Source organism: Streptomyces tubbatahanensis (genome assembly GCF_022699385.1).
Lineage (GTDB): Bacteria > Actinomycetota > Actinomycetes > Streptomycetales > Streptomycetaceae > Streptomyces > Streptomyces diacarni.
Genome location: NZ_CP093846.1, coordinates 7,074,797 through 7,099,150, shown reverse-complemented (window position 1 = coordinate 7,099,150; position 24,354 = coordinate 7,074,797). Strand labels below are relative to the sequence as shown.

The 24,354-nt window shown below is 70.8% G+C and carries 26 protein-coding genes and 3 pseudogenes; 15 read left to right on the top strand and 14 right to left on the bottom strand.

Features of this window, described 5'->3' with window-relative positions:
• Positions 1 to 21: 21 nt before the first annotated feature.
• On the top strand, positions 22 to 2,784 hold the full coding sequence (locus tag MMF93_RS30465) for a helix-turn-helix transcriptional regulator (RefSeq protein ID WP_242756382.1): 2,763 nt from the start codon (positions 22 to 24) through the stop codon (positions 2,782 to 2,784).
• A gap of 35 nt (positions 2,785 to 2,819) precedes the next feature.
• On the opposite strand, the pseudogene MMF93_RS30460 reads toward MMF93_RS30465, so the two are convergent.
• A pseudogene (locus MMF93_RS30460) lies at positions 2,820 to 3,064 on the bottom strand (hypothetical protein); the annotation flags it as partial.
• Positions 3,065 to 3,584: 520 nt separating this feature from the next.
• Here MMF93_RS30460 and MMF93_RS30450 point away from each other — a divergent pair.
• A complete protein-coding gene (locus MMF93_RS30450) occupies positions 3,585 to 4,181 on the top strand; it encodes a hypothetical protein (RefSeq protein ID WP_242756381.1) in 597 nt (198 codons plus the stop codon).
• 152 nt (positions 4,182 to 4,333) lie between these two features.
• Here the strand turns inward: MMF93_RS30450 and MMF93_RS30445 are convergent, their stop codons facing one another.
• Complete coding sequence (locus tag MMF93_RS30445; protein ID WP_242756380.1) at positions 4,334 to 4,504, bottom strand: hypothetical protein; 171 nt, start codon at positions 4,502 to 4,504, stop codon at positions 4,334 to 4,336.
• A gap of 115 nt (positions 4,505 to 4,619) precedes the next feature.
• On the opposite strand from MMF93_RS30445, the gene MMF93_RS30440 reads away from it, so the two are divergent.
• Together MMF93_RS30440 and MMF93_RS33455 are read left to right on the top strand one after the other, a co-directional pair.
• On the top strand, positions 4,620 to 5,654 hold the full coding sequence (locus MMF93_RS30440) for a hypothetical protein (protein WP_242756379.1): 1,035 nt from the start codon (positions 4,620 to 4,622) through the stop codon (positions 5,652 to 5,654).
• A 197-nt stretch (positions 5,655 to 5,851) separates the two neighbouring features.
• A complete protein-coding gene (locus MMF93_RS33455) occupies positions 5,852 to 5,983 on the top strand; it encodes a hypothetical protein (protein ID WP_274709521.1) in 132 nt (43 codons plus the stop codon).
• 98 nt (positions 5,984 to 6,081) lie between these two features.
• Here MMF93_RS33455 and MMF93_RS30435 read toward each other — a convergent pair whose 3' ends face one another.
• Positions 6,082 to 6,921 (bottom strand): SDR family oxidoreductase, encoded by an 840-nt coding sequence (locus MMF93_RS30435; RefSeq protein ID WP_242756378.1) that lies wholly within the window; start codon positions 6,919 to 6,921, stop codon positions 6,082 to 6,084.
• A 93-nt stretch (positions 6,922 to 7,014) separates the two neighbouring features.
• Here MMF93_RS30435 and MMF93_RS30430 point away from each other — a divergent pair, with 93 nt between their 5' ends.
• Positions 7,015 to 7,386, top strand: coding sequence for a winged helix-turn-helix transcriptional regulator (locus tag MMF93_RS30430; RefSeq protein WP_242756377.1), 372 nt, complete (start codon positions 7,015 to 7,017; stop codon positions 7,384 to 7,386).
• Between the two features lie 15 nt (positions 7,387 to 7,401).
• On the opposite strand, the gene MMF93_RS30425 is transcribed toward MMF93_RS30430, so the two are convergent.
• From MMF93_RS30425 to MMF93_RS30415, 3 genes are all read right to left on the bottom strand, one after another.
• Positions 7,402 to 8,282 (bottom strand): IS5 family transposase gene (locus MMF93_RS30425; RefSeq protein ID WP_242756376.1). Its coding sequence is split into 2 segments (ribosomal slippage): positions 7,402 to 7,922 and positions 7,922 to 8,282, totalling 882 coding nucleotides; the frame shifts between segments, so codons are not numbered across the junction.
• Between the two features lie 328 nt (positions 8,283 to 8,610).
• Complete coding sequence (locus tag MMF93_RS30420; RefSeq protein ID WP_242756375.1) at positions 8,611 to 9,492, bottom strand: proline iminopeptidase-family hydrolase; 882 nt, start codon at positions 9,490 to 9,492, stop codon at positions 8,611 to 8,613.
• Positions 9,493 to 9,790: 298 nt separating this feature from the next.
• A complete protein-coding gene (locus tag MMF93_RS30415; RefSeq protein WP_242756374.1) occupies positions 9,791 to 10,399 on the bottom strand; it encodes an enoyl-CoA hydratase/isomerase family protein in 609 nt (202 codons plus the stop codon).
• Between the two features lie 41 nt (positions 10,400 to 10,440).
• Here MMF93_RS30415 and MMF93_RS30410 point away from each other — a divergent pair, with 41 nt between their 5' ends.
• The 4 genes from MMF93_RS30410 (at position 10,441) to MMF93_RS30395 (ending at position 14,357) form a co-directional block, all read left to right on the top strand.
• Positions 10,441 to 10,962, top strand: coding sequence for a TetR/AcrR family transcriptional regulator (locus MMF93_RS30410; RefSeq protein WP_242756373.1), 522 nt, complete (start codon positions 10,441 to 10,443; stop codon positions 10,960 to 10,962).
• Between the two features lie 937 nt (positions 10,963 to 11,899).
• A complete protein-coding gene (locus MMF93_RS30405) occupies positions 11,900 to 12,757 on the top strand; it encodes an aldo/keto reductase (RefSeq protein ID WP_242756372.1) in 858 nt (285 codons plus the stop codon).
• A 234-nt stretch (positions 12,758 to 12,991) separates the two neighbouring features.
• On the top strand, positions 12,992 to 13,687 hold the full coding sequence (locus tag MMF93_RS30400) for an SDR family oxidoreductase (RefSeq protein WP_242756371.1): 696 nt from the start codon (positions 12,992 to 12,994) through the stop codon (positions 13,685 to 13,687).
• A 103-nt stretch (positions 13,688 to 13,790) separates the two neighbouring features.
• Positions 13,791 to 14,357 (top strand): GNAT family N-acetyltransferase, encoded by a 567-nt coding sequence (locus MMF93_RS30395; protein WP_242756370.1) that lies wholly within the window; start codon positions 13,791 to 13,793, stop codon positions 14,355 to 14,357.
• 130 nt (positions 14,358 to 14,487) lie between these two features.
• On the opposite strand, the pseudogene MMF93_RS30390 reads toward MMF93_RS30395, so the two are convergent.
• The 5 genes and pseudogenes from MMF93_RS30390 to MMF93_RS30375 form a co-directional block, all read right to left on the bottom strand.
• Positions 14,488 to 14,571 (bottom strand): annotated as a pseudogene (locus MMF93_RS30390) (telomere-protecting terminal protein Tpg); the annotation flags it as partial.
• A gap of 254 nt (positions 14,572 to 14,825) precedes the next feature.
• On the bottom strand, positions 14,826 to 15,005 hold the full coding sequence (locus tag MMF93_RS33785; RefSeq protein ID WP_423835554.1) for a hypothetical protein: 180 nt from the start codon (positions 15,003 to 15,005) through the stop codon (positions 14,826 to 14,828).
• A 130-nt stretch (positions 15,006 to 15,135) separates the two neighbouring features.
• A pseudogene (locus MMF93_RS33780) lies at positions 15,136 to 15,336 on the bottom strand (aldo/keto reductase); the annotation flags it as partial.
• Positions 15,337 to 15,633: 297 nt separating this feature from the next.
• Positions 15,634 to 16,083 (bottom strand): hypothetical protein, encoded by a 450-nt coding sequence (locus MMF93_RS30380; protein WP_242756369.1) that lies wholly within the window; start codon positions 16,081 to 16,083, stop codon positions 15,634 to 15,636.
• Positions 16,084 to 16,666: 583 nt separating this feature from the next.
• Entirely contained in the window at positions 16,667 to 17,209 is a 543-nt protein-coding gene (locus MMF93_RS30375; protein WP_242756368.1) for a hypothetical protein, read from the bottom strand.
• Between the two features lie 621 nt (positions 17,210 to 17,830).
• Here MMF93_RS30375 and MMF93_RS30370 point away from each other — a divergent pair.
• Positions 17,831 to 18,808, top strand: coding sequence for a trypsin-like serine peptidase (locus tag MMF93_RS30370; RefSeq protein ID WP_242756367.1), 978 nt, complete (start codon positions 17,831 to 17,833; stop codon positions 18,806 to 18,808).
• Between the two features lie 97 nt (positions 18,809 to 18,905).
• Positions 18,906 to 19,139, top strand: coding sequence for a hypothetical protein (locus MMF93_RS30365; RefSeq protein WP_242756366.1), 234 nt, complete (start codon positions 18,906 to 18,908; stop codon positions 19,137 to 19,139).
• Positions 19,140 to 19,273: 134 nt separating this feature from the next.
• Here the strand turns inward: MMF93_RS30365 and MMF93_RS30360 are convergent, their stop codons facing one another.
• A complete protein-coding gene (locus MMF93_RS30360) occupies positions 19,274 to 19,879 on the bottom strand; it encodes a response regulator transcription factor (protein WP_242756365.1) in 606 nt (201 codons plus the stop codon).
• Entirely contained in the window at positions 19,876 to 21,084 is a 1,209-nt protein-coding gene (locus MMF93_RS30355) for a sensor histidine kinase (protein ID WP_242756364.1), read from the bottom strand. Before MMF93_RS30355 ends, MMF93_RS30360 begins: the two co-directional genes overlap by 4 nt.
• Before the next feature lie 170 nt (positions 21,085 to 21,254).
• Between MMF93_RS30355 and MMF93_RS30350 the strand changes: the two genes are divergently transcribed.
• A complete protein-coding gene (locus MMF93_RS30350; protein WP_242756363.1) occupies positions 21,255 to 21,749 on the top strand; it encodes a hypothetical protein in 495 nt (164 codons plus the stop codon).
• Positions 21,750 to 21,836: 87 nt separating this feature from the next.
• On the opposite strand, the gene MMF93_RS30345 is transcribed toward MMF93_RS30350, so the two are convergent.
• Positions 21,837 to 22,268 carry a hypothetical protein gene (locus tag MMF93_RS30345; RefSeq protein WP_242756362.1) on the bottom strand — a complete coding sequence of 144 codons (432 nt, stop codon included), beginning with the start codon at positions 22,266 to 22,268 and terminating at the stop codon, positions 21,837 to 21,839.
• Between the two features lie 339 nt (positions 22,269 to 22,607).
• Between MMF93_RS30345 and MMF93_RS30340 the strand changes: the two genes are divergently transcribed.
• The 3 genes from MMF93_RS30340 to MMF93_RS30330 all read left to right on the top strand — a co-directional run bounded on the left by MMF93_RS30340 (position 22,608) and on the right by MMF93_RS30330 (position 24,051).
• Positions 22,608 to 22,823 carry a hypothetical protein gene (locus MMF93_RS30340; RefSeq protein WP_242756361.1) on the top strand — a complete coding sequence of 72 codons (216 nt, stop codon included), beginning with the start codon at positions 22,608 to 22,610 and terminating at the stop codon, positions 22,821 to 22,823.
• Between the two features lie 341 nt (positions 22,824 to 23,164).
• Positions 23,165 to 23,848, top strand: coding sequence for a TetR/AcrR family transcriptional regulator (locus tag MMF93_RS30335; RefSeq protein WP_242756360.1), 684 nt, complete (start codon positions 23,165 to 23,167; stop codon positions 23,846 to 23,848).
• 2 nt (positions 23,849 to 23,850) lie between these two features.
• Positions 23,851 to 24,051 (top strand): ferredoxin, encoded by a 201-nt coding sequence (locus MMF93_RS30330; protein WP_242756359.1) that lies wholly within the window; start codon positions 23,851 to 23,853, stop codon positions 24,049 to 24,051.
• Positions 24,052 to 24,354 lie beyond the last annotated feature (303 nt).

The following is a 24,354-nucleotide window of genomic DNA, read 5'->3' as shown; positions in this document are numbered from 1 at the left end:
GCGCGACGCGAGGAGGTCATGATGGCCGGTCTGTACGGGCGGGGCAGAGAGCTGGGGCTGGTCAGAACGCTGCTGGCCAGAGCGAACGGACCGGGTACCGGACTGCTGGTCGTCACCGGCGGCCGGGGCACGGGCAAGTCCAGCTTCCTGGCCTCGGCGTCCCGGCTCGCGGCCGGATCGGGGCTGGAGGTCGTGCAGCTGAACGGCGCCGGACTGTCCGGGGTCTCGCTCCGGTACCTCCTGGACGAACTGCGCGAGGAGCCGTTGGCGGAGTTCGTCGCCCGATGGCACGACTGGATCGACTTCCACGCGCCGGGCGGAAGCCCGCAGGGAGCGGTCGTGGTCGCCCTCGACGACGTGGACTGGTGCCGTTCGGTCGAGTCCGCCATGCGGATCGTCCGCCGGGCCGAGGTGCGCTCGGCCCGCCCCCTGGTGGTCGTACTGGCCTGCCCGGACGATGTCCCGGAACCGGCCGCCGCACTGGCCGCCGAACCGGGCACGACCTGGGACGGCGAGCAGGGGCACCGGCTCGACGACCAGAGCCTGGCCGTGCTCTGCTGCCGGCTGCTGCCGCTGCCCCGGGAGGCGATCGAGCGACTTGCGGCCGAGGTGCTGGGGAGGCCCCCCGGGCCGGAGATCATGGAGGTCTGCAGTTACGCCGGCGGCGTTCCGGCCCTGTTGATGCACGTGCTGACCGGCTTGCTGGAGGCCGGTGTGGACACCGCGCCGGACGGCACCGCGCGGCCGCACCGCTGGGGTGTGCTCCCCCCACAGGCCCGCGCGCTCGCCTCCGGGCGGCTCACCGGCGTGTCCGACAGCACCCGCCGGATGCTCGACATCGCTTCCGTCCTGGGGCAGTCCTTCGATCTGGAAGCCCTCTCGGCCGTTCTCGGCCACAGTCCGCTGACCCTGCTGCCCGCCATCCGGGAGGCGCGGGAAGCGGGCGTGCTGACCGAGGAGTGCTCGCTGCCGGCCTTCAAGGACCTCCTGGTGTGGCAGGCGGTACGGGAGACCGTTCCCCGCCCGGTCCGCGGCGCGATCCTGCGGGACGTCGGCCATCGGCTGCTGGCCTGCGGCGGCGCGGACGCGCTCAGCGCCGAGTACCTGCTGCGGGCGGCCGAGAGCGGGGACCGCAGGGCCGCCTTGAGCCTGCCCGAGGCAGTCGCCCGCCGGGCCAGGAACGATCCCGTCGCCGCCTCGGACCTCGCCGCGCAGGCACTGCGGCTGCCGCTGCCGGAGGAGGACGGCCTGGTCCGGCTCGTGCGGATCAAGGCCGCCGGGCTGGCGGTCCGCGGACTGCTGTCAGAGGCGGTCCACTCTCTGGACGAGGCGCTCAAGCGCCCGCTGGGACCCGCCTCGGCGAGTCTGCTCCACGCCCGGCTGGGAGCCGTGCACCTGTGCGGCGGCGACCTGGCGGCGGCCGCCGCACAGGCCCGGCAGGTGCTGAGCCGGGCCGGCAGGTCCCGGGTCCCCCGCGAGACCACCCTGCTTCTGGACTGCTGTTCCTCCCCGTGGGGCAGCGCCCGCCAGGAGCCGTGGCCTGCGGCGGACGGCAGGGACAACGGCAAGGATGCGGACCGGGCCCGGTGTGCCGGTCCCGACGTGGCAGGCAGCCACCGCTTCTGGTGCGAGGGACGGGTCGCGGAGTCGCTCGAGATGCTGCGCGAGAGCAGCGCGAGGGGCCCCGCACCGTCCTGGGGCGACCGGGTGGCCGCGACCTTCGCCGGAGCAGCCCGCGTCCAGTACCTGGTGAGCCTGCGCGAATTCGCCGAGGCGGAAGCCGAACTGCGCGAAGCCGAGGCCCGGGCCGATGCGAGCGGCGGCCGAGGGTGGCGCGCGATGACCGGGAGCCTGCGCGCGCTGCTCCGTCTCGAACAGGGAAAGGTGGCGGCCGCCGGGGCGGCGGCCGAGGCGGCCCTCGACCTGAGCCGGCAGTACGGGACCGGCGCGCTCGCGCCGCTCGCCCGCGCGGTGCTGGCGGTCGCCTCGCTGCGCCGGGTGGACATACCGGCCGCGGTGCGGCAGGCCGAGTTCCTCGACGCGGCGCTGACCGGGCACCGCTCCAGCTGGACGACCCCGTCCGTGCTGTGGGCCGCGCTGCTGGTCACCGAGGCGCGCCAGGGGCCCAGGACCGCCGTGCGGATGGCCGAACGGCGGCTGTCCGAAGGGGTCAGCCCGTACGGGCTGCTGCTGTACGCCCCGTACACGGCTCCGTGGCTGGTGCGCACAGCGCTGGCCGCCAAGTTACCGGAGTTCGCCGCCGAGGCGTCGGCCGCCGCGGGGTTCCTGGCCCGGAACAACCCGGGCAGGCAGGTGCTCGGCGCGGCGGCCGAACACACGCGGGGGCTGCTGCGGGGCGACACCGCGGCGCTCCGGCGCGCGGCGGACCTGCACCAGGACCCCTGGTCCCGGGCCCAGGCCCAGGAGGACCTGGCCGGCCTGTGCGACGACCGGAACACGGCCGTACACCATCTGGAGCGGGCCATCGGCGCCTACGTTCGGTCCGGAGCACCGCGGGACGCCGCCCGGGTCCGGCACAGCCTGCGGGAACGGGGTGTGTGCAAGCGCCACTGGAAGTGTGCCGACCGCCCGGTGCAAGGCTGGGCGGCCCTGACGGAGACGGAACGCACCATCGCCCGCCTGGTCGCCACGGGCATGACGAACCGCCAGGCAGCTGAGCAGATGTCGCTCTCGCACCACACGGTCAACTACCACCTGCGCAGCATCTACCGCAAGCTCGACATATCGTCACGCGTCAAGCTGGCCGCGATGGTCCATGCCTAGTACCGCGACGGTGCTTGCCGTGACTGGTGGCCAGGTCAGGGGATGTGTCCGCGTCTTTCGTAGTGACTGGCGCGGGTCTGGTGCTGTCGTCGTCGGCGCCAGGTCGACCAGTGCAGGATGTGTTCGACTGCTTTCCCGGCATCCAGCTCCCGGGCTCGCAGGACGGTCAGGCAGGCGTGGGCGGCCCTGGCGAGGGAGGCCCGGCCTCGGTCATGTGGCGGTGCCAGCCGGGGTAGCGGCGCACTTGGTTGTCCAGGCCGCATTCCTGCTTGGCGCTCTGGTCGGGCAGGACCGCCGCACCGCTGCGGCGGTCCCCCCTCAGAACCGGCCGTGCGGGCTTTCCCCGCGGCTCGGCTCAAGCAAGCCCAGGAAGCTCGCGGGCATGCAGTGCCGCAGAAACCCCGGCAGCGGCGATCCGTCGCTGGAGCGCCGCTGTCGTCGCCGAACACCCACTGATCCTGCCGGGACTTGTTGAACGTCCGTAGTACCGGGCCCGTGACCCAGCGCCGTGGCTTGTTCGGGTAAGCGCGGGTCGCCCACTTGTCGGTGAGCTTCCACATGTAGTCGTCCAGCGCGGTGAAGATCTCGCTGGCGCCCACACTCCGGTAGGCGGGGTGCCACATCAGGGTCGTGGGCAGTTGCGGCAGGCGGCCATCTCGCTGTTACCAAGTGCGGACACAAGTCGGTGAACAAGATCCGCCTCACTGCCATCTCACCTTGTGTAGCCAACAGCAGACCCGGACGGCCCCGGTCACGACAGGGACCGGCGCCGTACCTTGAGACTTTTGGGGATTCCCGCCATGACAACCCGTCGCACCCGCCGCACCGTCCGTTCCGCCACTCTGGTGGCGGTGGCCGCCGCCGCGGCGTTCTCTGTGACCGCCTGCCAGAGCAGTGACAGCGATGCGTCCGGCTCCCACAAGGCCGGCACCAGCGCGCAGTCCCAGGCGCAGCACGAGAGCGACTCCCTCACGTCCAAGAGCGCTTCTGCGGCGCGCACCCAGACGCTGGTCGACGGGAGCAAGGCCAAGATCTCCAAGCTCGGTGCCCAGCACTACCGCGCCGAGATCGTCAGCGACGGTGCCGTCATCGCCACACTGGACGCCGACGGACGCGATGCCGGGATGGACGGCAACGGCATGTTCGTCACCCTCACCCCGGGCGGTCACATCTCCTCGTGGATGGACGCCGGCCAGCAGGGGCCCGGCACCTTCAACCTCGAAGGCGACTGGAAGGCCAAGGTCACCAAACAGAGCGAGAACCACTACCGCGCCCAGATCATCGGAAACGACGGCGTCATGGGCACCATCGACGCCAACGGCCACGACGCCGGCCTCGACGCCAACGGCATATCCATCGTCCTCACCACCGGCGGCCTCATCAGCTCCCACGCCTGAACCCCACGAGACCAGGGCAAGCCGGGGGCGGAGTCCAGTGGATGACGTCCAGGCCAGTACGGTGCGGGTGCGCACCACAGCCGCCGCGTGTGCGCTGGGGTCGTTCGCCGACGGCCGGATCCTCGTGACCGTCCAGACCCCGGCAGCACCTGTCAGATCTGGCCGCTCTTCGTCCGCCGGGGGGACAACCCGATGAGATCGCCGTCGTGCAAGTCGGTCATCGCCTTGTAGGGCCGGACTGCTTCTCTTGTGGATTTCCGCTGCCTGGCGGCGAAGTCGGAGAAGGCGATTCTGGCGCGGCGCACACCGTGCTGCGATGCCATCAGGCGACTTTCGCGGTCTACCCTCGGCCCGGGCGAACAGGTACCTCATCGCGACGCCGAGGAAGCAGCCTTCCCGGGGCCATGCCCGCCCCTCCTCCGAAGAAAGACCCGAGAGTTGAACCACCGACGCAGGAACCTGCTGCTCGCCATCACCCTCGCAGTCGTCCTCCTCGCGGTCGGCGGTGGCTGGGCGACCGGTGCCTTCACCGACTGGCGGGACAGTCTGTCGATGAGGGACGCCTGCGACGGTGTCCTCGCCGGCGACGACGACGTCCGCGACACTCTCGGGGGCGAACGCGTATTCGCCGAGGACGTCCAACAGGACTCGCGGACAAGAGACGCCCTGACGCACTGCCTCGTGCGGGGCTCCGATCAGACGCAGCCCGCACTGCGCGTCGACGTGCGCTGGTCCAAAGACGCCCACAAGGAAGCCCTCCCCCAAGGCCGCGCCGACACCTGGCAGGAAACAGGCACGGTGGCCCCGATCGGCAAGGGCTGGCCCGGGGCCGTCTCCGCCGTCGGAGACGACTTCCACGCCACCGTGGCTCTCGCCTGCCCAGACGGCAAGAAGGCGGAAGGGAAGTCGTCGCTGCTGGTCACCGCCGACCTCGGACGCGACGCGCGGCACAACGACAGCCACGTCCGCACCAGCCTCGCCCGCTTCACCACCGGGACCGCGGCCAAGGCCGCCGACAAGTACGGCTGCCCCACCGCGCAGCAACACCGCCCAGAGAAGGTAGCCGAGGGTCCCCTCGACCACTCCGTCCCCCTCACCGAGGCTCGCGGAAGCTGCTCAGCCGTTCGAGGCCTCTCCCGCAAGGAACAGCACAGCAGGATCGCCCGCGCCCAGGAAACCCCTGCCGACAACGACGTCCCCTCTGTCCGACTGCTTCCTCTCCACCTCCGAAGAAGAGCCCGGGTACCGGCTGTCGGCCACCTTCGGGCCGTACGCGAAGAGCTACCAGCAAGCCGCGGGCTCCTCCCCTATCCACAGCGAGTCCGGCTTCGACAAGGAAGAGCACTCCTACGCATGGGCCACCGCCGACTGCCCCGGCAGCCCCCAACGAGCCCTCTTCACCGCGTGGTCCGTACTCAACGACCGCACCGACAAACCCATGAGCGCAAACCCCTCACCCGCTTTCGTGCGTAATGCACTGGCCGCCTACGCCAAGACCACCGCAGACGCACGCGGCTGCACCGACCTCCAACTCCCCCGCTGAGTCGGCGCGCCAGCACGGCAGCCGGGGCCGTCCCACAACGCGGATGAACCCCGCCGGGCGGAACACACACCCCCTGGCTCGGAGACTCCCGTCGAGCAGTACGCCGGAGTAGTTCGTGCATGTGCCCATGACGAGGACGGTGTCGATGCCGCGCTGCGCCAACAGGCCGGTGGTCGACGTGCGGGTGCTGCGCGACGCGTGGACGCCGCTCGGCCCATTGGTGCGTGGTCACCTGGTACTGCGACGGTGCCTGCTGTGACTGCTGGCCAGGTCAGTCGTTGGTGTGGTTCTTGCAAACCGGCCGGCAATCAACACAGACATCGTTGCAGTACCAGGACTTGCCCAGCGCCGCCGGTCTTAGCGGAACGCGGTGACGTTGCGGGCGGCCCAGTCGGCGAAGGAGCGCGGGGCGCGGCCGAGGACGCGCTCGACGTCCGGGCTGACACGCAGCTCGGCCGGGCTCGGGTTGCCGAGGATGTCCAGGGTGTCGTCGGCGAGTTCCTCCGGCATGCTCTGGGCCATGGCGGCCCTGGCCTCGTCGCGGGTCAGCTCGTGGAACGCCACGGGCGAGCCCAGCGCTGCCGCGAGAGCCTCCGTCTGCCCGCGCGGAGTGATCACCTCGGGGCCGGTCAGCTCGTACGCGCCGCCGGTGTAGCGGTCCTCCAACAGGCAGGCCGCCGCCACCGCGGCGATGTCCGCCGGGTCAACGACCGGCACTCCGACGTCTCCGAAGGGCGCCCCTACGGCCCGTCGCGCGCGGACGGACTCGGCCCACCACAGGGCGTTGGAGGCGAAGCCACCCGGTCGCAGCAGGGCCCACTCCAGGCCGGACTCCCGCACCGTGTCCTCCAGCGCGCGCATCGCGATCCGCGTCGCTCCGAAGGGCCTGGTCACCACGCCGAGCGTGGAGAGCAGGACGATGCGGCGGACCCCGCTGTCCGCGGCCTCGCCGATGATGTCGGCGGGGTTGGCACCGACGGCGTGCAGATCGCCGGAGAGCAGCAGGAACAGCGACTTCGCCCCCGCCAGCGCGGGCCGCAGGCCGGCCGGCTCGGCGAGGTCGGCCACCTGGTGGCGGACACCGTCCGGCACCGCCGCCGGGTGGCGGGAAACCGCCGTCACCTGCTCGCCCGCCTCCGCCAGCGCCCGCGTCAGCGGTCGGCCGATGTTCCCGGTCGCACCGGTCACCACGATCATGATCAGCTCCTTGTCGGATGTGCTCTGAGGGCGTCCACGCTAGGAGCGAAAGCTAACTTCCCGTAAGGGCATACCTGGAGGTAAGCTCATGACATGACAGAAGGTGTGCAGCGTAGACGGGTCGAGACCGGCGAGCGGTATGACGTGCTTCACACCGACTGCCTGGCGCGCGACATGGTCGACCACGTGACCAGCAGGTGGGGCGTCTGGGTACTGATCTCCCTGCGGCGCAACGACCTCCGGTTCTACGAGCTGCGCGAGAGCATCCAGGGCATCAGCGAGAAGATGCTGGCCCAGACCCTGCGCGTACTGGTCGAGGACGGCCTGGTCTGGCGGAAGGTCGAGCCGACGACGCCGCCGCAGGTCACGTACGGGCTGACCGAGTTCGGCCGGGACGTCGGCGAGCCGCTGACGGAGCTGTTCGACCGGATCACCCGGCGGCTCTCAGCGCTCGACACCGCCTAGGTTCTGTCCGGCGGATCACTGACGGAGCCAGAGTCGGATCGCTGCGGCGGTGACGGTGCCGTGGAAGACGTAGGCCCTCTTGACGTAACGCGTCGCGACCGCGCGGGAGTTCTTCAGCCGGTTGATGGTCCGCTCGACCTCGTTGCGTCGCCGATAGCGGTCGCGGTCGAAGCCGGCGGGCCTGCCCCCGTTGCTGCCCCTGCGGCGGCGGTTGGCCCGCTGGTCCTTCGGTTCCGGGATCGTGTGCCGGATGTCGCGTCTTCGCAGGTAGCGGCGGTTTCGGCGAGAGCTGTATGCCTTGTCGCCGCTGACGTGGTCCGGCCGGGTCCGGGGCCTTCCGCCCAGTGGCCGGGGAACTCGGATCCGGTCCAGGACCTCGATCATCTGCGATGCGTCGCCCCACTGTCCCGGCGTGAGCAGGAGGGACATGGGGCGGCAGCCGCCTTCGCCGGCGAGATGGATCTTGCAGGTCAGGCCGCCCCGGGACCGTCCGAGTCCCTCGTCGGGGCGGTGGTGCCGGGGCGTCGTCCTTTTTTCGGGACCCGCGGCTTGGCCTTGCGGGCGCCAGCCGCGTGCTGATGCGCTCGGCAGGACGTCGAGTCGACCCCGACCGTCGACCAGTCGACCCGCCCCGCCAGGTCGGCATCGGCCTGGACCGAATGCAGGATCCGGTTCCAGGTGCCGTCCGCCGACCAGCGGCGATGCCGTTCATAGACGGTCTTCCACGAGCCGTAGCGTTCCGGCAGATCACGCCACGGGACACCGGTTCGGATCCGGAACAGGATCCCGTTGACCACGGTGCGGTGATCGTTCCACCGGCCGCCCCGGCAGCCCAGAGGCGGCAGGTGCGGTTCCAGCAACGACCACTCGTGATTCGTCAGATCCCCCCGCCCCATGTCCGGACCAACGAGCGACCAGTCAGAGGGTCACATGATCCGCCGGACAGAACCTAGTGCTCCAACAGGATTTCGGTGTCTGACCTGGTTTTCCGCCGGGTGGCGGGTGAGCCTGCAACCGGTTGCCGGGTTGTCGGTCGGGGCGAGCAACTTCGGCGAGTTGGTGGCCGCGGCATACGAGGGCCTGACCGACCCGCTGGCGGCGCGTCAAGAACGGGGGAAGCTTGGCCGTGGCCTGCTTCCTCACGCCGGCAGAGGTGGGACCCTTCTCCAGGAAATTCGTGTCGTGTGGGCAGGGCCCGGGCTCATGTGCGGCCGGAGCACACGCTCAGGCTTCGATCCGTGCCAGATGGTCCCGGATGATTTCGACGTACTCCAGACGTAGTGGTTCCTTCTCGAGGAAACCCATGTGGGCCGCGCCCGCGTGTGTCACATGCTCGGCTCCTGGGATGCGTGCGGCGATGTCGGCCAGGTGCGTGGGGATGCATTCATCGAACTCGCCCCCGAGGACGAGTGTCGGAACCTGGATATGTCCCAGCCGGTCGAAGATGTCCCAGTCCTTGAGCGTTCCGGTCACGTGGTAGTCGGCATGCCCGATCATCGTCCGGAACGTCGTCAGGCTCATGAGTTGCGGATCGAGTTCCACCGGGGCGGTGCGCACCACACACGCGCGCATGTACTCCTCTTGCGCAGCCCCGTAGTCGGGGTCGTCCGTTTCTCCCCTGAGTTCACGGCCGTAGGTCCGGTCGAGCACGTTCCCAGGAAGCCGGCCCATCAATTCCCGGACCTCCTTTTCGAATCGTGGAACGCTGGCCGGGCCATTGGCACAGACGAGACTCGACCAGTCCGGCCTGCGCTCCGCGGCGAACTGGAGGCCGAGCATCGCTCCCCAGGAGTGCCCATACACGTGCGGGCGTTCGAGGGCGAGGCCCGCGATAACCGCCGCGAGTTCGTCGAGAAAGCGGTCGACCGTCAGCAGCGACGGTTCGATCGGGCCGGAGCGCCCCACCCCGAGCTGGTCGTACCAGACGACCTCGCGCTCCGCAGCCAGCGGTTCGAACGCCTCGAACAGCACATCGCTCGGATACCCCGGCCCACCGTGAACGAGCAGCAGCGGCACGCCACCGCGTCCCATCCGGCGGTACCAGACCTCACCGCCCGGCACGGCGATGGTTCCTTCCCTCACCTTGACGGACCTCACGACCGCCACCCACCGGAAGCTACTTCCGGCATGACATCGCTCCTCATCTGATCGCCTTTCCCGTCGTTCTGTCAGACGGTGGCGCGGTGGCGTCTTCGATGCACCTCGTGCGTACCACGTCAGAACGCGAGGACGCCAGATACCTCAGAAAGCGCATCGCCTTCTCCCGGCTACCGTTCTCCATTTCCCTCCTCCCCTGTTCGCCGAGAATGCCGCCTCGCCTCGCCTCACCTCGTCGCTGAGAATTCCGCCTTCCCTCACGTCGCCACAAGGGAAGCGAAGCGGCGCCGTCGACTTTAAAGCGGAATCACTCGAAGGGTAAGTCTTGAATTGGCCTGCTGCCGCAGGCAGTGCATTCCCTCATGAGGTGTCGTGAACATGACGTTTTCGATGTGAGGCGGGGCGGGTCGTCCGGGGAAGGGTAGACCTTCGCGTGGGCGGCGGCCTCTTCCTTCAGCTGCGGCACGGGGCCGCTCGCCTCGGCGACGCCCAGTGCCTCCTTCGCGGCCGGAGGTGTCGAACGGTTCGACCCCCAGCACGATCTCCAGGGCGCGGGCCCGGCCGACCAGCCGGTTGAGGTACTGGGGGCCGCCTCCGCCGGGAAGATGCCCATCAGCGACTCCGGTTGGGACAGCCAGGTCAGGTCCGCGGCGGCGAAGCGCATGTCCGCGGCCATCGCCAGCTCGACGCCGCCCGCGCGGGCGTAACCGCGCAGCTTCGCGAGGGTCACCTGAGGCAGGGTACGCAGCCGCTCGTTGAGCTGCTGAAGCGGGTTGGGGGCAGGGTCGGCCTCGGGGTCGGTCAGAGCTATGAGGGTGCTCGGATCGAAAGACCACTCGAAGTCCGCGTGAGCCGAGAAGAACTCGGGGTTGGCCGACTGGGGGACGACCACGGCGGAGTCCTCTTCGGAGGCCACCTGGTCGGCGAACGCCTTGAGGTCCGGCCAGCGTGGCGTTGATGGTGTTGGTGCTCCGGATGGCGGTGCGCGCGTTCTGGGAGCGGGGATACGACGGAGTGAGCGTCGCGCAGGTGTGCGCGGAGGCGGGGATCGCCGCACCGAGCCTGTACGCGGCCTTCGGCGACAAGAACGCCCTGTTCGAGAAGGCGTGCGCGCTCTACACCGAGCACCTGGACGAGGTCCTGGAGCGCGACCTGTCGGCACCCACGGCACGGCAGGCGGTCGAACGCCTGCTGCGGTCGTCGGCCGAGCACTTCACGGCGCCCGGACAGCCCCCTGGGTGCCTCGTCACGGGTGAACCGCGGCTCACCGAGCGGCGCGGCAGGACACGCGACATGTCCCGGGCACGGCTGCGCCGGGCCGCCGCCGAGGGAGAACTCACGTCCGTCGCCGAAGCCGACGGCGTGGCCGCGTTCATCGACACCGTACTGACCGGCATGGCTGCCCGGGCCCGCGAGGGCGCCGACCGGACCCAGCTCTTGGACGCGGCCCGTCACGCGGCCCGCGCCTGGCCGGCGTAGCGCTTCCCCGGCCTCGTACTCGGATCCCGTCGCAGGCGAGGCCGGCCGGACCGTTCCCGCATGCGGCGGAGGCATCGGACCGTTCCCGCATGCAGAGGAGGCGTGGACATCGGCGGCACGCCTCGGGCGCGGCCGACGGCTTCTTGCCCCGGTCGTCCACCTCGTCGGCCGCGACCGTGAACCCGCCTTCACCCACACCCGCCGCCGCACCGCACCCGCCGCCGCACCGGACCCGGACGCGCAGGCGCAGGCGGAGGCGGAGGCGGAGGCGGAGGCGGGATCGTACGGTGCCCTTCCGCCGTCCCGCACCGGATCCGGAGGCCGACGCGGGACCGCACGGCGCTCACCTGCCGGGCGAGCGGGTCCCCGGTGGAGGACGTACTGGCAGGGCATCCCTCCCAGCAGTCGCACGTCTTAGCGTGGAACGCATGGACGCCAGGAACGCAGCACGGGAGTTCGGCTTCGCCCGTCCAGCCAGGAGCGCGGTTTGGCCCGTGCGCAGACGACGGAAGGACGTCCTCGCCACCACCTGGCCCGGCTGCTCGTGCAGCAGCCGGGGATCGCGCTGATCCCCGGCACTCGCCGACAGGCCGAATCCAGAAGAATGGCCGCGACGGCTGTCACGCTGTCCGCGGAAGGAGTCGCGAGCCTCGACGGCCTCGCCCAGCTGATCGGCGTCAGCAGCGATCGCTACGACGCCGAGCACAGGGCCTGCGTCAACCACGAGGAAGCCTGCTCAGCCTTACGGCTGGACCCATGCCGCCACTGCCGCCCGGTGGAGTCCACAGGGCTGGGTGAAGCAGAAGGAAAGAACGACATGACTGTCGTGGTTGTCCCACGTCGCCTTCATCACCCCGGGCGGAGACGTCAGCAACGAGTGGCTCGAGCCCGTCACCGACGAGGTGTACGGCGAGCTGCCGAGGAACGGAGCAAGCGCATGACCATCCTGGACGAGACCTACACCCTGGCAGGCGGCGTCGAGATTCCCAAGCTGGGGCTCGGCACCTGGTTCATCGACGACGACCAGGCGGCTGAGGCGGTCCGCGCGGCCGTGCAGATCGGCTACCGCAACATCGACACCGCCCAGGCCTACGGCAATGAGCGCGGCGTCGGCGAAGGCGTGCGCACCGCCGGCGTACCCCGCGACGAGCTGTTCGTCTCGACCAAGCTCGCCGCGGAGATCAAGGACCACGACCAGGCGGTCGACGCGATCGACGAGTCATTGGAGAAGCTCGGGATCGAGTACATCGACCTGATGCTCATCCACAGCCCGCAGCCGTGGGACGACTTCCGCGGCGGCGACTACGCCGAGGGCAACCGCGAAGCGTGGCGCGCGCTGGAAGAAGCGCATCAGGTCGGCAAGATCCGCTCCATCGGGGTGTCCAACTTCCAGCAGCAGGACCTTGAGAACATCCTGCGGGGCGCGACCGTTGTGCCGCACGTGAACCAACTGCTCGTCCACGCCGGCAACACCCCCTCACAGCTCCTGGACTACTGCGAGGGCAAGCAGATCCTCGTCGAGGCGTACTCGCCGATCGCGCACGGAGCGATCCTGCAGAACGCCGAGGTCCAGGCGATGGCAGAGAAGTACGGCGTGTCCGTCCCGCAGCTGTGCATCCGCTACACCCTGCAGCTGGGCACTGTGTCGCTGCCCAAGACGGCCAACCCCGCGCACATGCGCGCCAACGCCGGGGTCGACTTCGAGATCTCCGACGAGGACATGGACGCCCTGCGGGGCCTGCGCGCTGTGGACTACGGCGAACACAGCGCGTTCCCCGTCTACAGCGGTAAGTGATCTCGCGCGGGGGTTGGTCGGAGCCGCACGACCCTCCCGGCCGCGTCGGGCACGCGGTCCGAGGCGGTGCACTGCGCCGTGGCCCGGTTCGGGGGGCGGGGCCCCGGACCGGGGGGCGGGACCCCGGACCGGGGAGGGGGCTTGGGCGTTCACCCAGGCCACAGGTGCCACGCGCCGGGTGCCCTCACGGCACCGGCCCGGCCCTCGGGCCCCTCCTCGACGGCCCACTTTCCGATGGGAGCCGCACGGGTCGCCCTCGCCGACCTGTCCGCCGAGGGGCTGCGCGAGACCGCCCACCTCATCGAGGCCGGCGGCGGCGAAACCCTCGTCCTCATTTGCGACGTCACCAGCGAAGAGGATGTCCAGGCTGCGGTCGACCGGACCATCGCACGCTTCGGAAGCCTGGACGCGGCCTCCAACAACGCCGGCGTCGAGCAGCCCGTCCAGCCGGCCGCCGACACCGCCAAGGACGACTGGGACCGCATCCTCGGTGTCAGCCTCACCGGCGCGTTCCTGTGCACGCGCGCCCAGATCCGGCAGATGCTCCAGCAGGACGGCGGCGGCGCGATCGTCAATGTCTCCTCCGGCGCCGGCGTCAAGGGCTTCATGGGCTTCATGGGCTTCAAGGTCCAGGCCGCCTACGCCGCCGCAAAGCACGGGATCACCGGCTTCACCCGCTCCGCCGCCCTCGACCACGCAGCCCAGGGCATCCGCGTCAACGCCGTCTGCCCCGGCATCATCGACACCGAGATGACCCGCCGCTTCGGCGACACCTGCCCCGGCGGACGCGAAGGGCTGGTCGCCGACGAACCCGTCGGCCGCCTCGGCGAGCCCGAGGAGATCGCCTCCTCCGTGCTCTGGCTGTGCTCCACCGACGCCGCCTTCACCACCCGCACCGCCCTCGTCGTCGACGGCGGCCAGACCGTCTGACCCCACCGGCCCCATCCCGCCGGAGACCCCACACTCCGCCGGAAACCCAGATGAGGAGCCGTCCTCCTGTCCGTGCAGCACGTAGTCTGCGAGGGATTGAGGCATGACCGGAGAGGTTCTCATGGAGATCACATGGCGTCGGGTCGGGGAACGGGACTTTCCTCTGCTGCGGATGTGGCTCCGGCAACCCCATGTGAAGCGGTGGTGGAATCATGAGACCACGGCGGAAGCGGTAGCACGCGACTTCGGCCCCGCCGCCCGAGGCGAGGAGCCCTCGGAGGACCTCCTCGCTTTCCTCGAAGACCGTCCCGTCGGTCTCGTCCAGCGTGCGCGCCTGCTCGACTACCCCGAGTACCTGGCCGAGCTGGCGGGCATCGTCCCCGTACCTGACGAGGCGATGACCATCGACTACCTGATCGGCGATCCCCGCCAGACCGGTCAAGGCATCGGGACAGCGGTGATCCGCTCCGTCCTCGCGCGGACCTGGGCCGCGCACCCGGCCGCACCGTGCGTTCTCGTCCCGGTGGTGGCGGCCAATCGCCCTTCGTGGCGGGCGCTCGAAAGGGCGGGGCTACGCCGTGTGGCGACCGGGGACTTGGAGCCGGACAATCCGGTCGATGCCCCGGCCCACTACCTCTACCGCGTCGACCGGCCGGTGACCGGCGACTGACGGCCTCCCCCTCGCACCAACCAGAACGCACGCGCACAGCTGCCGTCGCATCAAGCGGCGCATCCGCCAAGTGGAACGGGCGGCCACCACTGGGACGCACGAGCTGTCCGGGGCACGGGCACGGCTGGTACAGCTCGGCCTCCAGGTGCTCCACGTCCGCGCACCGCACCTCTACCAGGCTGCCGGCGCGGCGGCCGCCGTCTTGGAAGTGCACGCCCTTATGGCCGCCGCCATACCGTACGGGCTGTCACGCCCGCGGCCCCGGTCCTCGTCCGTACACGCAGTAAGGGATTCCGCCGGTAGAGGGGAAGGCGTCATGGTCGACGGGCTAGCCGTGCGGCCCAGCGTTGGCTGGCCCAGGCTTCCCGGAGCGGGTGACCGTGGAGTCGTCGCCTGCGTCAAGGTGCACCGTGACCTGGCTGTGAATACCGGGCCGAGGACTCGTCGAAGGCCCGGAGGTAGCCCGGACTACCGGGAGGCCGCCGCAGGGGGCGACTTGTAGAAGGACTCCTCCAGGTCGGCGGTTTCGTGCGGCCAGTAGGGCTCCTCCAGGCAGGCAGCCTCTTCTTCGTCGAGTTCGACGTCCACCGCAGCGACCGCGTCGGCCATCTGGGCCGGCTTGGTGACCCCGACGATGGGCGAGGTCACCGCTGGATTGCGCATGACCCAGGCCAGGGCGACCTGGGCCGGGGCAGCCCCCGCTTGCCCGCGATCTCGTGGTGGAGAGAACGACCTCCTCGCGCCGGGTGAAGTCCTTGACCGCCTGGCCGACGATCTCCTCGCTGCTTCCGGCGCTGTACCCATTGGCCGTGTCGAGGAAGTCGACGCCCCCTTCGAGTGCCTGCTTGATGATCTCCCGGCTGGCGTCCGCGCCCAGCGACCAGGGCTCGCCGCCCCGGCCCGGCTCGCCGAAGCGCACGCAGCCGAGGACGATGGCGGAGACCTCCAGCCCGGTCGTTCCGAATTTGATGTAACGCATGCCCCGGAACCCAGGAGTTGGAGCGCGCTCCAGCGCACATGCGGAGGCGTGGAGCATGCTGCGCCCTGTCAGGCTCGGCAAGACGTACCAGAGAACCAGCAGCAGCGAGTAACAAACTGCCACTTCTCGGCCGCGCGCGTGGGGGCACTACTCAGCCCTCCCCTCATCCGTGGCCAGACGCTCCGGGGCAGTCCTGCATAGTGCTTCGTCGGGCTGCGTGTCTGCTCTTGATGAGAAAGGACGAGGCCGGGCTCACGGAATTCACCGTGCGCCCGGCCAACGGCCTCAAAGGGTCCCTCAGCTACCCGACTTGAAGGTGCGCAGATAGATGTGCGCGGTCGACCCCTTTCCGGCGGGGTGCGTCTCCTTCTTGTCGCCCTTTCCGCAGACGGACGTGGAGAAGGACTTGTTACCGACGTTTCCGTAGACCTGGGCGCACTTGCCGTCCGCCCGGACGTCCTTGACCCAGCCGTCGAAGTGGATCTTCCCCTTGCTGCACCAGAGGGAACCGCCGGCCCGGGCCCGGATGCCGCTGGGCGGCCCGACGTCGATGTCGTAGTCGTCGCCGCACGTGCCCTGGATGGAGTAGTCCGAGCCGTGCGCGGATCCAGCCGCCGTCCGTGCGGCGACCGATCCCGCGCCGGGCGAGCCGGCATCGTCCCCGGCCGTAGCGATGGACGGGGTCGCAGCGAGGAGCCCTGCGGCGAACAGGGCGGCCGTCCCGGTCATGAAGACGGAGCGATTCATCTGCATTTTCATCCCCTGTGAAGTGGACCAACCTTGCACCTTCAGAATTGCCTTCCAGGTCGCGACGCTGCCAGCGTTTTCGTTCTCTTCCGAAACGCACTGCACAGGGGCATCTATCAGAGTTTCACGCATGTTCGGCCGTGGTGGCAGGGGTGATGAGTTCTCAGTCGGTGGGACATGACGGCCCGTCTACTCTGCTGCCGGCGGGCGATTTGCCGAAGTGGAAGCAAGAGACGCCATACCGAATGATCAAGGTTGCTGAGACCGAGGATCGGCCTGAAGTCGCGTCCGCGTGCCATCCGCCCTGATCAACGTCCTCGCGCGCCACTGCGAGTTCCCCACCGCCCCTTGCCCGACCCTGGGACCGCACGAAGTGGCCTCGCTCGCCGACGTACTGGCCGCCGTGCCCGACCCGCGCCGGGTGCGCGGACGCCGCTACCGCCTCGGCGCCCTGCCGGCCCTGTGCCTGACCGCGGTGCTGGGGCGGCGTCCGCTCGCTCGCGCAGATCGCCCGGTGGGCCGCCGACGCCGACCCGCAGGTCCGGGCCGGACTCGGGCTGACCGGCGCGGTGCCCAACGCCTGTCACCCTGGGCCGGCTGCTGGCCCGCTCGACGGGGACGCCCTCGACGACGACGTCGGCGCCTGGCTCGCCCGCCGTGCCGCCGATCCCGTCGCAGACGACGCCCTGGTCGGGCTGGCCGTGGACGGCAAGACGGTGCGCGGCTCGCACACCGAGGGCCAGACCACCGTGCACTTGCTGGCCGCCGCATTGCACGGCAGCCAGACCGTCATCGCCAGTACCAGGTGGCCGCCAAGAGCAACGAGATCCCGGCCCTTGCCCCGCTGCTGACCCGCCTCGACCTGCGCGGGGCGGTCGTCACTGCCGACGCCCTGCACACCCAGCGCAAGGCCGCCAAGAAGACCGTCGCCGCGGGCGGGCGTGGCCACGAGCGCGCGGCCGGCCCGATTCCGGACGAGGACCAGGACCGCGCCGACGGCCGGCATTGCCGCGAGGAGCGAGAAGAACACCGTCTGCAGCATCCCCGCCTCGTACGTCGACGCGCCCGCGTCAACGGCCTGACCGGCGGAGACGGGGACGACGGGCGCCATGAGCAGGGTCAGCAAGGCGGGTACGACGGTCCCCGCCGGGACCGACTCGCTCGGCACCGCCTGCCTGTCGCGGCACCATCGAGCCATGGACGGACGGAGGGCTGCGACGCAGCAGGAGCCCGGCAGCAGTGCCGAACGCGGCCGCTTCGGCCAGGCCCAACAGCAGGTTCGCGACGAGCAGCTGGGTCGATGGGGTCGATGCGCCGATGTTCGAGAAGTAGGTGGCGGCCTGGAAGAACATGTACACCAGGAGCGGCAGGCAGGTCAGCGCCCCGGCCATGGTGACAGTCGCGGTCCGGCGTGCGCCGAGGTCGCCCCCGCCCGGTCCGTGGAGCGTGGCGCGGACGGGCGGCGGGTCGGCCTGACCCCGCTCGGGCGGCGGATCGGCCTGACCCCGCTCGGTCGACGGGTCGGCCTGACCCCGCTCGGGCGGTGCGTCCGCGGAGGCGAGCGGCGCATGGCCCAGTCGCCGCAGGGCCGCTGCGAGTTCCGCCGCGCTGTCGTGCCGCTGGCCGGGATCCCGTACAGGGGGTGGTCGTCTCGCAGCCCGGGCCAGGCGCTCTTCCGCAAGCGGGCCCCGCGAACTTAGCGTGTTGCGCGCCACAGAGTGAACCTGACTTCGAAAGGTGAACACAAGTGCGCCTCATTCGACCCGTTTTGCTCTCCCTGCCGGTAGCCGCCGTCGTCGCCCTCGCGACCATCGGGCCCGCCTCCGCCCAGCCGGAAGCGACGCAGGACGCCGGCTCGACCAGCGTCTCCACCGCGCGCGCGGACGACGGCGCCCGGATCGGGACCCTCCGCGCCGCCGAGGACGTGGAGGAGTACTGGACACCCGAACGCATGCGGAACGCCATACCGTTGACGCCGGAGGATGCTGGCGCCAAGAGATCCTCGGGCACCGCGGAGCAACCCAGTGGCCCGCCCGGGTCCACCCCGGCCGCGCCCCCCTCGGGCGAGGTGCGCACGAAGATCACCGAGACCTCCGTCGCCGGCAAGGTCTTCTTCACCAAGCCGAGTGACGGCAAGGACTACGTCTGCTCGGCGAGCGCACTCAACAGTGATTCGAAGCAGATGGCGATCACGGCGGGCCACTGCGTGCACGAGGGCAACGGCGGTGACTGGATGGAGAACTGGGCGTACGTCCCCCAGTTCCGCAACGGTGACAAGCCCTATGGCACCTTCGTCGCCAAGGAGTTGCGAGCCTTCAACGGCTGGATCAACGACGGCGACCTGAACTGGGACGTCGCCATGGTGACGACCTGGCCCCAGGGCAGCGACAAACTGGTCAACCGCACCGGCGGCAACGGGCTGAGCTGGAACTACTCGCGGGAGCAGGACATCACGATCAACGGCTACCCGGGCAACAAGGACAACGGCCAGGTTCAGTGGTACTGCGAGGGCCGCACCGCGGACTCGGGCGGCAAGCTGGCGCTCGGCTGTGACTTCGGCGGCGGCTCCAGCGGCGGCCCGTGGATGCGCGAGTTCGACCAGTCGTCGGGTCTTGGCCAGACCAACGGGGTGATGAGCACCATCGACTCCGCCGGTGTGAACAGGAGTTCCTACTTCGGCGACAGCGTCAAGCAGATGTTCGACGACCAGGGATCCGCCACCTGACGTCCAGCTGATCGGTGTTCACCCCGCCGCACAGCCAGTAGCGTGGCGGGGTGAGCGCCGTTCCCGTACGGCTCCGCACTCGCCAAGGAGGCCGCCCATGAAGCGCTCCGGCATCCGCGTCCTCGTCGTCACCGCAGGCGTCGCTGCGGCTGTGGCCACCGTCGTCGCGCTCCGTCAGGACGCGTCCGAGCCCCCCGCCTCACCGCCAGAACCCGGGGGCGGAACCTCGACCTCCGAGGTTCAGCACGACCAGCGTGACGTTCAGGATCACTGGACCGACCGCCGCATGAAGGAGGCCGAACCGGCACCCATGCCGCACGAGGGAGACTGACTTCGGCCTGCCCTCGCCGCGGTGGCCGCCTGGCCGCCGTAGCCCGCCGATATCCGGCCCCCTGGCCCGCTGCCGGCGCCACGACTTCGACGCTCAGCGTCATCCGCTGCCATGCGCGCGGGGCGGCGCGGCGGTCACAGCCAGCCGTTGGCCTCCGCGAGGCGGGCCGCCTCGGCGCGGGTGCGGGCCGATGTCTTGCCGATCGCCGACGACAGGTGGTTGCGGACGGTGCCCTGCGACAGCCGCAGCGCCCTGGCGATGTCGGCGACGGTGCCGCCTTCCGCGGCGGCGCGCAGCACGTCCGCCTCGCGCTCGGTGAGCGGGCTCGCGCCGCTGGCCAGCGCTTCCGCGGCGAGGGCAGGGTCCACGAAGCGCAGGCCCGCGTGGACGCGGCGGATCGCGTCGACCAGCTGTTCGGGCGGGGAGTCCTTCACGACGTAGCCGGCCGCGCCCGCGGACATCGCCCGCGTCAGGTAGCCGGCGCGGCTGAAGGTCGTGCAGATGAGGGTGCGGCAGCCGGGCAGCGCCCGCTGGAGGTCGGCTGCGACGGCCAGGCCGTCCCGGCCCGGCATCTGGACGTCGAGCAGCGCGATGTCGGGCGCGGTGCGCCGGGCTGCGGCCAGCACCTCGGTACCGGTGCCGACCTCGGCGACCACGTCGAGGTCGGGCTCGATCCTGAGCACGGCCGCGAGGGCGCCGCGCACGAGTGCCTGGTCGTCGGCCAGCAGGACGCGGATCATGTCGGCTCGGCCTCCTGTGCGGGTGCGGTGCCGCTCTCCGATGCCGGCCCGCGAGCGAGGACTCGGAACCCGCCACCGGCGGCAGGCCCGTGTTCGAGGGTGCCCGACACGGCGGCCAGCCGCTCGGTGAGGCCGGTGAGCCCGTTTCCGGCGCTCGCCTCGCCGGTGGAACCGCCGTTGTCGGTGATCTCGACCCAGTCGGGCCCGACGCGGACGGTGCACAGTTCGGCGTCGGAGTGCCGCAGCACGTTGGTGACCGCCTCCCGCACGACGTAGCCGAACACCTCACGCAGTTCGGCGCGTACGGTGTCGGTCGCGGCGGGCAGGTCGGCCCGTACGCCGGCGGCGCCCAGAGCCATGCGGGCGCCGGCGAGTTCGCTGTCCAGCGACAGGGTGCGGTAGTTGGAGATGGTGGCCCGCACGTCCGACAGCGCCGTGCGGGCCATGTTCTCCAGCTCGGTGACCTGCTCGACGGCGAGGGCCACGTCTTGCGAGGATTCCAGGACGCGCCGCGTCAGCCCCAGTTTGACGGTCATCGTGGAGAGGCTGTGGCCGAGGACGTCGTGCATGTCCCGGGCGACCCGTTCCCGTTCCTGGTTCACGGCCAGTCTCCTGACCTGCTCGCGCGCGGCCCGCAGGTGTCCGATCGTGAAGTTGAGCGCGAAGACGGTGCCGAGTGCCGCGGTCACGCCGACGAGGATGGCCACTTGCCCCCAGGCCACCTCGCCCTGGGCGAGACGCATCCAGACGATCTGCCCCATCACCACGGCGAGGCCGAGCAGCAGCGCGTGGCGCAGCGGCAGCAGCATGAGCCCGATCGAGAGGGCGAAGGTCAGATCGGTCAGGTGGCGCGGCGACGCGAGCAGCACGGCGGGTGCCGCACCGAGCAGGAGCAGCGCGGCCACGATGGCGACGCGTCCCCGTCGCATCGCCCCGGGACCGTACCAGGGCGCCAGCATGCAGCCGATGCCGTAGCAGGCGACGAGGGCGATCGCGAGCGAGGTGAGCAGGGGAGGGCGGGAGGCGTGCGCGAGCTCGTCGGCCCGTGCGATCAAGGTGAGGGAGGCCAGTGCGGTGGCCGTGGCGACGCTCGCACGGCCTCGGCCGTACGCGCCGGCCCTGTCCGGCTGGTCCTTCCAGAAGCTCCAGTCCGGCCACTTGCTGGCGGAGAACTCGTCCGGATCGCGTGCGCCCACGTCGATCATGGTAGGCCCGTCTGCCGCAGTGGCGCACAAGCGTCGGCCCGTGAAGTGGAGCGGGGAGTCATGCGGCAAGCGTCGCCCAGCCGTGGGCGACGGCCTCGTCCGGATTGTCACCCGGCCATGCATGACAGATGGCATGGGTCCGCCCGGCGGACCGATGCTGCGATGGGGGCATGTTGCACGCGAAGAGGATCCATCTGCCGTCGCAGGAGTACGAGCTCGCCGAGGACGGTCGGGCGCTGACAACGTTCTCCTTGCGCAGAGGGCGCATCGGCGCGCGGTTCACGCTGGGCGGGGTCGACTACCTCGTCCGCACGCACCGCTTCAGCGGCGTCTACGAGCTGCTCGACGCGGATGCCGGCGGGGAAGAGGATGGGGTCATCGCGACCACGGACCGGGTGCGCCGCAGCTGGCATCTGACGTGCTCAGGGCGGACCGTCCCGTTCCGGCGGAGCGCGGCGGCGGACCGGGAGTTCACCATGATCGGTGACGACGGTGAGCCCGCCGGCACGATCCGCCGCACCGGACACGTTCGCTCCGAGGTGACCGCCGACCTGCCGAGCCTGGAACTCGTGCTCCAGGTCTTCGTGGTCGTCGTCGTGCTGCTGCGCAGGCGGCGCAAGCGGGCAGCGGCCGCCGTCCGGTCGTCCTCTCTGGCGGGCGGCTGACGCTCCGGACCACGCGTGCGGCGCCTGGTCGTCGGCGGGGACGCCGACGACCAGGCCCTCAGCGCCGTGGCGCCGACTTGGATCGCACTACGGGCAGGTGCTGGAAGTGCTGATGTAGACCTGCCGCGGATGGGCTCCGTTGAAGGCCCAGCCCTGACCGGGCTTCATGCAGATCGTCTTGGCGTTGGAGAAGCGGACGTACACGACGTCGTCGTGGCGGGTGTTGTTCGCGCTGTCGGCGGTCCGGCCCTTGGGGCCGAGTGTCTGCCAGTACCCCGCGTCCTTGTACTTGCTCAGGATGGTGGTGCCCTTGGTGAAGCACACGTACGGGTACGGGCACTTCGCCGTCAGGCGCGCCGCCGAGTCGGCCGTGGGCGCCGGGGCGGGCTGCGCGGCGGTCGCCGTCCGCGCCTGGTTCTGGCCCGGCGTCGCTGCCTGCGCCGTCATGACGCCGCCCCCGGTCACCGCACACAGCGCGGCCGCGGCTGTCACGACAGCCGCGCGCTTGTGGTTGCGCATGAGGTGTTCCCCCCTCTGTCGATTGCACCGCACGCAAGCGGCGTGCGGTGCGAAGGACGCTACGAGGGATCGAGCGGTCACAGCATCCGGCACCGGGTTGAACCGGGCCGGGTGGGTGGACCGACGCGGTAGTCCCCTGGTTCGATCCGGTCGCCCGTCTCCCGTGGGCGGACAACGGGCCCGACGGGCGTCGAGTGCGGTGCCCCGTCGTCGCGACGGTGCGCGGTCCGGCTCCGTGGCGCCAGGTGGCCGATCACCCGTTCGGCGGTACCGGGAGAGCGGGTGTGCTGCACGCAGGTGAACCTGAAGGGGTCTCCGCCTCGACTACTAGGAGCCTTCATGGTCGTCAAAAAGCTGCACGAGGCCGGTCTCCGCAGTGAGCACGCCTACACCGCGGCCGTCGTCTCGATCGGACTCACGGTCGTCTCGTGGATGGGATCGATCAAGGGCGAGACCGCCGGAATGGACCGGGCCGACCGGTGGGGCATCTTCGTCGGAGAGTGGGCGCCGACCTTCTTCGGCCTCGGCCTGGCCCTCGCCCAGTACGAGGACTGACCGCCCGCACGAGGCGGCACAGCTGACAAAACCCGACACCGCCTCTTCGCCGCACGCCGCCTGATGCGCGGCGTGCGGCGCGGTGCTGACCGGTGTTCGGCTCGGGTCTGGGCGCGGGTTCCCGCGTGCGGGCCCGCGGCGGATGGCGCCGCTCCGGGTGAAGGGAGCTATTAAGTCAGTCGATTGACTTATAGCGGAAGCCCGTGTTCACCTGGAGCGGTACGGCCCACCGACCGGGGAGGCACCGGAGTGACTGACCTGCCGGACACGCCACCGCCCGCGGGGCACGTGCCCCGACACACCGCGCCCGACGGCGCGTCACGCAGCCGGACGGTGACCCCGTGAGCGCCGCCGCGCGAACCGGACGGGCCGACCGCGGTACGGAGACCCGTGACGCGCTGATGACGGCGGCGGAAAGGCTGTTCGCCGAGCACGGGCTGTCGGCCGTCTCCAGCCGCCAGATCGGCGAGGCCGCCGGACAGGGCAACGTGACGGCCGTCAGCTACCACTTCGGCAGCAAGCCCGGGCTCGTGCGGGCCATCATGACCCGGCACGGGGAGCGGGTCGACGCGCTTCGGCAGCGGTACGTGCGCGCGGCCGGCGGCAGCCGCGACGTCCGCGACTGGGTCGGCTGCCTCGTGCGTCCCGTGCCGGAGTATCTGGGCTCTCTCGGGGTGCCCTCGTGGCACGCCCGCTTCTCGGTGCTGGTCATGACCGACCCGATGCTCCGTGCGCTCGTCACCGACGAGGCACTCGTGCGGCCCTGTCTGGGGGAAGTCCTCGACAACCTCGGCCGCTGCCTCGCGGCGCTGCCCGAGCGGGTGCGGGCCGAACGCGGAGACATGGCGCGGCATCTGCTGGTCCACACCTGCGCGGAACGGGAACGCGCGCTGGCCGAGGGCACCGGCGCGCCACACACCTCCTGGCTGCGCACGGCCGACGCGCTGACCGACGCGGTCGTCGGACTGCTGACAGCGCCCGTCACCCACCCCGACGACTCCGACGACTTCCTGGAGAAGGCCTGAGTATGAGGATCAGCGTGGACGAGGACAGGTGCTGCGGCGCCGGACAGTGCGCCATGGCCGTGCCGGACGTCTTCGACCAGCGGGACGAGGACGGCATCGTGGTCCTCCTCGCCCCCGAGCCGCACCCCGACCGTCACGAGGCCGTCCGCGAGGCGGCCGACCTGTGTCCTGCCGCCGCCATCCACGTCGGCAAGGACGCGTGATCCCCCTTCGCGCGCACCGGAGGCCGTCGCGCCGTCCATGGCCGCGCGGAGCCCCGGCACCGGAAGGCGCCGCCACCTCGCTCCCGCGTGGCCGGATCCCTCTTCGCGGGCCGAGCCGTCCGGCACGCGGCCGCGCCGCCGCGTCGCGGCCGCTCCCGCCGCGACTCCCCGCGCCCCCGGCCGTCTGACGCCGGTGCCGCCCGACCCCACCTGTCCTGACGCCTGTCTCATCCGGCTCCGACGGAAGGTGGTCTGGTCCGGCGCCGTCGGACGACGACCTCGCCCGGCGCCGTCGGACGACAG

Excerpts from the sequence above, each read along its gene's own strand:
- MMF93_RS30465 (WP_242756382.1), top strand. The coding sequence starts at position 22 with ATGGCCGGTCTGTACGGGCGGGGCAGAGAGCTGGGGCTGGTCAGAACG.
- MMF93_RS30450 (WP_242756381.1), top strand. The coding sequence starts at position 3,585 with ATGACAACCCGTCGCACCCGCCGCACCGTCCGTTCCGCCACTCTGGTG.
- MMF93_RS30445 (WP_242756380.1), bottom strand. The coding sequence starts at position 4,504 with ATGGCATCGCAGCACGGTGTGCGCCGCGCCAGAATCGCCTTCTCCGAC.
- MMF93_RS33455 (WP_274709521.1), top strand. The coding sequence starts at position 5,852 with ATGACGAGGACGGTGTCGATGCCGCGCTGCGCCAACAGGCCGGTGGTC.
- MMF93_RS30435 (WP_242756378.1), bottom strand. The coding sequence starts at position 6,921 with ATGATCGTGGTGACCGGTGCGACCGGGAACATCGGCCGACCGCTGACG.
- MMF93_RS30430 (WP_242756377.1), top strand. The coding sequence starts at position 7,015 with ATGACAGAAGGTGTGCAGCGTAGACGGGTCGAGACCGGCGAGCGGTAT.
- MMF93_RS30410 (WP_242756373.1), top strand. The coding sequence starts at position 10,441 with ATGGTGTTGGTGCTCCGGATGGCGGTGCGCGCGTTCTGGGAGCGGGGA.
- MMF93_RS30405 (WP_242756372.1), top strand. The coding sequence starts at position 11,900 with ATGACCATCCTGGACGAGACCTACACCCTGGCAGGCGGCGTCGAGATT.
- MMF93_RS30400 (WP_242756371.1), top strand. The coding sequence starts at position 12,992 with ATGGGAGCCGCACGGGTCGCCCTCGCCGACCTGTCCGCCGAGGGGCTG.
- MMF93_RS30395 (WP_242756370.1), top strand. The coding sequence starts at position 13,791 with ATGACCGGAGAGGTTCTCATGGAGATCACATGGCGTCGGGTCGGGGAA.
- MMF93_RS30380 (WP_242756369.1), bottom strand. The coding sequence starts at position 16,083 with ATGAATCGCTCCGTCTTCATGACCGGGACGGCCGCCCTGTTCGCCGCA.
- MMF93_RS30365 (WP_242756366.1), top strand. The coding sequence starts at position 18,906 with ATGAAGCGCTCCGGCATCCGCGTCCTCGTCGTCACCGCAGGCGTCGCT.
- MMF93_RS30360 (WP_242756365.1), bottom strand. The coding sequence starts at position 19,879 with ATGATCCGCGTCCTGCTGGCCGACGACCAGGCACTCGTGCGCGGCGCC.
- MMF93_RS30355 (WP_242756364.1), bottom strand. The coding sequence starts at position 21,084 with ATGATCGACGTGGGCGCACGCGATCCGGACGAGTTCTCCGCCAGCAAG.
- MMF93_RS30350 (WP_242756363.1), top strand. The coding sequence starts at position 21,255 with ATGTTGCACGCGAAGAGGATCCATCTGCCGTCGCAGGAGTACGAGCTC.
- MMF93_RS30345 (WP_242756362.1), bottom strand. The coding sequence starts at position 22,268 with ATGCGCAACCACAAGCGCGCGGCTGTCGTGACAGCCGCGGCCGCGCTG.
- MMF93_RS30340 (WP_242756361.1), top strand. The coding sequence starts at position 22,608 with ATGGTCGTCAAAAAGCTGCACGAGGCCGGTCTCCGCAGTGAGCACGCC.
- MMF93_RS30330 (WP_242756359.1), top strand. The coding sequence starts at position 23,851 with ATGAGGATCAGCGTGGACGAGGACAGGTGCTGCGGCGCCGGACAGTGC.